This window comes from Halostella sp. PRR32 (assembly GCF_034808085.1).
Classification (GTDB): domain Archaea; phylum Halobacteriota; class Halobacteria; order Halobacteriales; family Natronoarchaeaceae; genus Halostella; species Halostella pelagica.
The window spans coordinates 1-237 of sequence record NZ_JAXHGL010000283.1 but is presented as its reverse complement, the minus strand read 5'-3'; the positions used below and the strand labels follow the sequence as shown (position 1 = coordinate 237).

Annotated in this window: 1 protein-coding gene; it reads left to right on the top strand. The window is 16.0% G+C overall.

All coding sequences use genetic code 11. The annotated features are described in order from the left end of the window. A partial coding sequence (locus SM753_RS21565; RefSeq protein ID WP_323193000.1) for a hypothetical protein occupies nt 1-237 on the top strand: 237 nt, incomplete at both ends.

Genomic DNA, 237 nt, shown 5'->3' with positions numbered 1-237 from the left:
CGGTTGGGGGTTAAAAATAAAAAATAAAAAAAACCAACAAAAACCACAAAAAAAAAAAAACAAAAAAAAAAAAAAAAACACAAAAACAAAAAAAAAAAAAAAACAAAAAAAAAAAAACAAAAACAAAAAAAAAAAAAAAAAAAAAAAAAAAAAAAAAACACACCCCCACCAAAACAAAAAAAGAAATAAAACAACAAAACAAAAAAAAAAAAAAAAAAAAAAAAAAAAACAACAACA